A 5788-nucleotide genomic window follows, 5' to 3' on the forward strand; every position below is an offset into this window, starting at 1 on the left:
TGGGCACCCAGCGAACTGAGAATCCCCGCGCCTTTAGGCCGGGGAGTGTCAAGTAACACCGCTCAAACAGTGCAAGAACCAGCTTTACGGATCGCGATCGTCAATCAAAATCCATTTTCGCACCGATTTTTGGCGATGTTCTTGATGCTGAGCGCGAACAGTTTCCAGCCAAATTTTCCAGGCTTTCCAAGAAAAAATCGCCGGAAAAGCAACGCGAAGACTCGTGCAAACCTTACCCTTTTTGAGTGCCGCCCAAGCCCATCTTAAATGAAGGTAGCTGCGCAAATCGCGTAAATGGGGAATCTGCGATCGATACTTTTTTTGCAAAAGATCGTAAATTTCTTCAATTAAATCTGTGTTTGCTTCGACTTGTTCCTGAATCGGAATTTTTTTGATTTGCCATCGTTTGGGAAAGTAATTGTAAACCGAATCTCGCCATAAGTTCAGTAAAGACCTCAATCCTAACTGAATGCCCGTCTTGAATCGACCTTCTCGAATTGCCGAAAAACTCCACTTTAACTGTAAAAATAGACGTTGTTGTTTGAGATATTTTTGAATGTCGCTATTGTTGAGCGTTGCCCCCGAGGGGTTCACGGGATTGGAAAAATCGAAACTATAATCCTCGAACCACTTCGATCGCGCCAGCCAGGGGCTTTGGCGAAACAACGTCGCCCGCACGAACAGTTCCCACGCCTGCCAATATAAAACCGTCGAAAACAGCAACTTCAACCCATCCAAAAACCGTCCTTGCTTCAAAGCTACCGCCCCCCAGTGAAGCTTCAAATAGGCCGTAACATGTTCCACCTTTGGAATATGCAATCGATACTTATCGCTGACGAGATAATAAATCTTCTCCTTCATTAAAATATTAGTCGTCAACCGTTTTTCCAGCGCAAACTGACGGTTGTACGCCCCCGGCCAAATCGTCCGGTACGCCAAACACTGATTCAAAAAAATAGCATCGCCGAACTGGGAGATTTTAATCCAAGAATCGATATCGTCACAATTGCCGTCAAACTGCGAATCCCATCCCCCCGCTTTCCAAAACGCCTCCTGTTGAAAGGCAACTTGAACGGGCGTTCCAAAGGGAACGATTTCTAAAAGCATTCCATAATGAATATCTTCTTGAGGAATATAAAATGCTTTTCCCGGCCCCGTGCGCGGCGTGCGACTGAGTTCGACTTCTTCAGCGTTCACTTGAGCAGCTTGACAGGAACAAATCACCGCCTCGGGATGTCGTTCGATGGCCTTCCACATTTGCGCCAAACAAGTGGAGTCGAGATAATCGTCGTCGTCGAGGGGTTTGATCCATTGTCCCGAGGCCACGCGTACCCCCGCGTTCATCGTGGCAGAATGTCCGCAATTGGTGGAATTTCGATGGTAAATCAGTCGCGTATCGCCAATATCTCGCAACGCTGCTTGTAATTCGAGAACGTACTCTTGGGTTCCGTCACAAGAGCAGTCGTCCGCAACGACTACTTCACAGGGCAAAGTTTGAGCCAAGGCGGAGTCGATCGCGCGTTTGAGAAGGGATAAGCGGTTGTATGTCGTTATAACGATACTAAAGTGCATACCGCTCAAAATATATAGAAATTAGAGATGCCAGCCCTGACTCGAACGAACCGAAAACCCAAATCATGAGGTCGATCGCCCTATCGGTAAAAACTCTTGAGGGTGCGATCGTGTTGATTTCGAGCAAGCGTTTCCTAAGTTTTATTGTAATCCTCTGTCTATAGCCACAAGCCTCGACTTCAGCATTGACAACCGGATTGGGTTCGATCGAACCGCCTCACTCGAGTCAAGATACGAGAAGATCTACGGCTGAAATCTCGTGCGATCGGGTTCGCCTCGCTAAAATCGCGAAAACTTTACAAACCGCTGCGGGCGTTCCTTACTGTTAAAATTCCCTCAAATCCTTTGAAATCAGTCACCAAAAGTTATAAAGGGTCGAAAAATTCCGCTTTAGAGCAGCCTCCCCCATCGCAACCGCTGACATCCTAAAACCCGCCCAGGGAACTCAAACCGTTTCGAGGGAGTCCTGTTCTGTAGAGAGAGGGGTTCGAGGCCATCGATCTAGCGAGCTGTCGATCGCCTTGACTTTCCGGTAAACTTCCCGACTCGATCGAACTTAAAAAACAAAGACTGACATCCTGTTGGCTTCTTTTTCTCAACTTGGCAGCACCGCAAGCTCCATTGAATTATGACCCTTTCAGCGATTCAACTCGGGAACGACTTCGATTTTGCCATCGCCACCGACGGCGACGACATCATCACCTACGACGCCCTTCCCCTAACCCAACAACAACAACTAGCGGCGTCTGTCGGGATCGATGCGTTCGTTCTCAAAGTCGGAAACGACACCGGTATCGACAATAACGCCGAGCGCATTTATTTCGGCAACCAAGGTAACGACAGCCTTTTCGGAAACGGCGGCGACGACACCCTCGCCGCCGGACGAGACAACGATTTCGTTTCCGGAGGAGACGACGACGATCTCGTTTTCGGCAATCTCGGCGACGACATTCTCCTCGGTGGCGACGGCGAAGACACCCTCTTCGGCGGCCAAAACAACGATTGGCTGTACGGACAAGAAGACGAAGATTTTCTCAGCGGCGATCGCGGGAACGACACCCTCAACGGCGGTGGCGACGACGATACCCTCGTCGGAGGAGACGGAAACGACGTTCTCTCGGGAAACGATGACGACGACCTCATCCTCGGCGGGTTTGGCGTTGACGATATGCGAGGTGGCGAAGGAGACGATACCTTAATATTCCGCAGTCAAGATGCTGTAACGGACATTCTCGACGCGGACGCGGCCATCGATTTCGACTTCGACGACGATATTCTAGCGGTTAACTTCAACGATTACGCCCTCGACGACAGCGTGGATTTATCAAATCTCCTCTCTTTCAACGGCGAAAACGGCCCGGAAGTCGATACGGTGGTTCGCATCGGTCAAACCGGCCCCATCGTCGGCGTCGTGGTCGATATTACCGCTCGAGACCTCGAAGAACGGATGCGATCGATCTCCATTCCCGAACTCGGCGTTTGAGAACGCCATGCTCGAAATCCAGACCATCGAACCCAAAAGCCGGGGTGCATGACCCCGGCTTTTGGGTAGCCCTGTTTCGTTCCTGCTGGACGTTGACGCTGGCGAGGAAGTCGACAACCTAGACCGATATGCCACGTAGCTGTTGCAGAAAGACGACGCAGACCTTGACATAGCCGCCGCGTCGGTCTGCCGGACTAGAGGAGCGCCAGCAGACCGCGACCCGTCTGGAATCAGCCACCTCCCATCAGAGTCTGGGCGAGTCCGATGAAGAGCGGTATTCCCACGGCAAGCGCAATTGGCGTACCGACGGCTGTGGACGAACCGATGTAGGCGGAGGGATTGGCCTTGGGAATACCGGCTCGTAAAGTAGGCGGTCCTGAGATATCTGAACTGGAGGCGGCGATGACGGACAGGATGACGACTCCGCCAGGGCTGAATCCTGTAGTGTAGTGGGCGACCATGCCGAGACCGAAGCCAATAAGCCCATGTAGCAGCGGGGCCACCACAGCATATACAGCGTACCACTGAGCCACCTTGCGCAGCTCGCCGATTCTTGCCCATGCCTCCATACCCATGACTAGCATCAGGATCGAAAGCAGACCGCGAAAGAGGGGATTGAAGAAGCTCTCATAGACGCTTTCCGGCTGGGTGAGTATGCCTAGAGCGAGACCGAGTAGCAATGCCGATAGGGCAGATCCCTGGAGGCTGTCCTTCACGATCGGCCAGATCTTGACCCGCGTGTCTACGGTACCGCGCTGCTGGCTGAGATACTCCTGCCGGGTGGTGGGATACTCCTGTTCGCTGGGATACCCACCTGCGGCAACCGGCTGCTTGCTGAGAGACTCCTGCTTGCTGAGAGACTCCTGCTTGCTGAGAGATTCCTGCTGGCTGAGAGACTTTTGCTTGCCGGTATAAATGCTGGCCAAAACAATGGCCGTGACGAGGGCTGGGATATCCATGAAGGGATACAGTGCAGCAGCCCAGGCTTCGTATTGCATGCCTTCCGATTCCAGCATTGTCAAACCCGCGGCGAGGGTAGAGCCACTCACGGCACCGAATAAGCCCCCAGTCGCAATGGCATCTACGGTTTTGACCTTCGGTAGCCTGGCCAGGGTGTTGCGTGCGATGAACACGATCAGTATCCCGACGATCGCAGCGAACAGTGCGGGTAACAGCATCTCTGCCAAATTGGCATTGCGGATCGCAATACCGCCGCTCAGGCCGACTTTGATGAGCAGCATGAAGACGATGAACTTATAGATCGCATCTGGAATTTGCAGTCGGCTATTGACGGCGGCAACGACCATACCACCAATCAGAAAGCCGAGTGTTGGGGACTGCAACTTATCCAGGAAGCGTGTCAAGAAATCGGATAAAAAATCCACGTTGTAATTCCTCCTCGATCGGATCTTAGGGGTCAGGACGGCAGGCAAGGGTGGCCTCGAATCCTAGGTGCCTAGCTCCACGCATCCGGGCGAGCGGCGAGTCAAACCGCCACTAAAAATGCATCTGCATCCCGGTACGTCGTGTGCTGGAAGCGAAGGTTTCGATCTGGCGATCGCCAACGATCTCGCTAATCAGTGGTGATTCATTAACAATGGCTGGTTGAGGCCATCGTTCACCAGAAATGGGTTCGTAAAATCCGAGCGATCTCTCTGGGAAAGGGTTTTTGGGTATCCGCTCAGATGGGGAGCGGTCGTTTTTCGCGCTTGAGCCGGAAATGGCTGCGCGTTCGGGGACTGCATCGACTGAACGCCCAGATTAGCCCAGTTGATGAGATCGGTATAGGTCAACAGGGGACGACTCGAAGCATCCAGCACCGAGCGATCGAGTCATGGGAGAGAAATTTGCCATGAATACCTCCTTTGGTCTCCTCTAACGAGGAGCGATGATTGCAATAAGTGAGCTTTGAACAGTTGAAGAACTTAGGAATCAAGCACTTCCTCCCGACAGCACAGGTGTTACGGGAATACCTGTTGACAGGGTGTTCAGAAGTGGCCGCTCTCCCAATGGGTCTCGAAGGTGTCGCTGTCCTGCCACACCTGCCATAGAGTGCGGTCAATGAAGACTTAAATCTCTATACACTTAAGTCTATGCCATTAAGTTTATCTTAAAATCGCCAATTTTGGCGATCGCTCTCGATGAATCTGCTAAGTAATGTCAAATTTAAATCATAAGTTTTCCTTTTATTCTCGGAAAAGCCGTATATCTCGGGTCAATGTCAATGGCGATCGAAATCGGAATCTCGTTAAAAACGACTGTCTCGCCAAGTCAATTCACCTCGGCGGGTCGATCTCAGTTCGGTAAATGGTGCAACGCGGTTGTCAGGGACAGTCGGATCGCTCAAAGAAGAAGCCCCCGTGATGGGTGGAGAGTGTCAACCTGGCTCCTGTGGTGGACTGGCCGGCTCCCTCCTAGCTATCGAGTCGAAGCCGCTAGCCTCTGCTGGTTTTCACCTCGGCTGGTTTTCACCAGAGGACGGTACAAAGCCGGCCAAATCGGAAACAGGAGTCGTGTTCACACAACTCTTCGAGGAAAGACTGAGCTAATCGATCCACATTTCGGCGGGTCTTGTTGCCGGCTCGTAAGTCGTGGAGGGACTGGAACTAGCAAGGTTGTACCACCCCACCGCCAGTAGGAGACCGAACCCACAGCCCAACAAAAAAGTCCAGGCGTGAGACGACTCGAGGACGCAGAGCAGGCGGCGATCGCGCCCATAGACTTGCACAAGCC

General features: G+C 52.3%; 4 protein-coding genes. 1 reads left to right on the forward strand and 3 read right to left on the reverse strand.

The window, feature by feature from the left end; translation table 11 throughout:
• Positions 1-84 precede the first annotated feature (84 nt).
• Positions 85-1572, reverse strand: a complete 1488-nt coding sequence (locus ACP5D4_RS20695) for a glycosyltransferase family 2 protein (protein WP_428013504.1) — start codon at positions 1570-1572, stop codon at positions 85-87.
• 628 nt (positions 1573-2200) lie between these two features.
• Here ACP5D4_RS20695 and ACP5D4_RS20700 point away from each other — a divergent pair.
• The gene (locus tag ACP5D4_RS20700; protein ID WP_428013505.1) at positions 2201-3055 is read left to right on the forward strand and encodes a calcium-binding protein; all 855 of its coding nucleotides are present in this window, start codon (positions 2201-2203) and stop codon (positions 3053-3055) included.
• A gap of 230 nt (positions 3056-3285) precedes the next feature.
• On the opposite strand, the gene ACP5D4_RS20705 is transcribed toward ACP5D4_RS20700, so the two are convergent.
• Positions 3286-4440 carry a sodium-dependent bicarbonate transport family permease gene (locus ACP5D4_RS20705; protein ID WP_428013506.1) on the reverse strand — a complete coding sequence of 385 codons (1155 nt, stop codon included), beginning with the start codon at positions 4438-4440 and terminating at the stop codon, positions 3286-3288.
• Positions 4441-5600: 1160 nt separating this feature from the next.
• Positions 5601-5788: hypothetical protein (locus tag ACP5D4_RS20710; RefSeq protein WP_428013507.1), on the reverse strand; the 188-nt coding region annotated here is incomplete at its 5' end.

Source organism: Baaleninema sp. (assembly GCF_049974805.1).
In the GTDB taxonomy this organism is placed as follows: Bacteria; Cyanobacteriota; Cyanobacteriia; order Cyanobacteriales; family Geitlerinemataceae; genus Baaleninema.

Coding starts and splice junctions, on each gene's coding strand:
- ACP5D4_RS20700 (WP_428013505.1), top strand. CDS start 2,201: ATGACCCTTTCAGCGATTCAACTCGGGAACGACTTCGATTTTGCCATC.
- ACP5D4_RS20695 (WP_428013504.1), bottom strand. CDS start 1,572: ATGCACTTTAGTATCGTTATAACGACATACAACCGCTTATCCCTTCTC.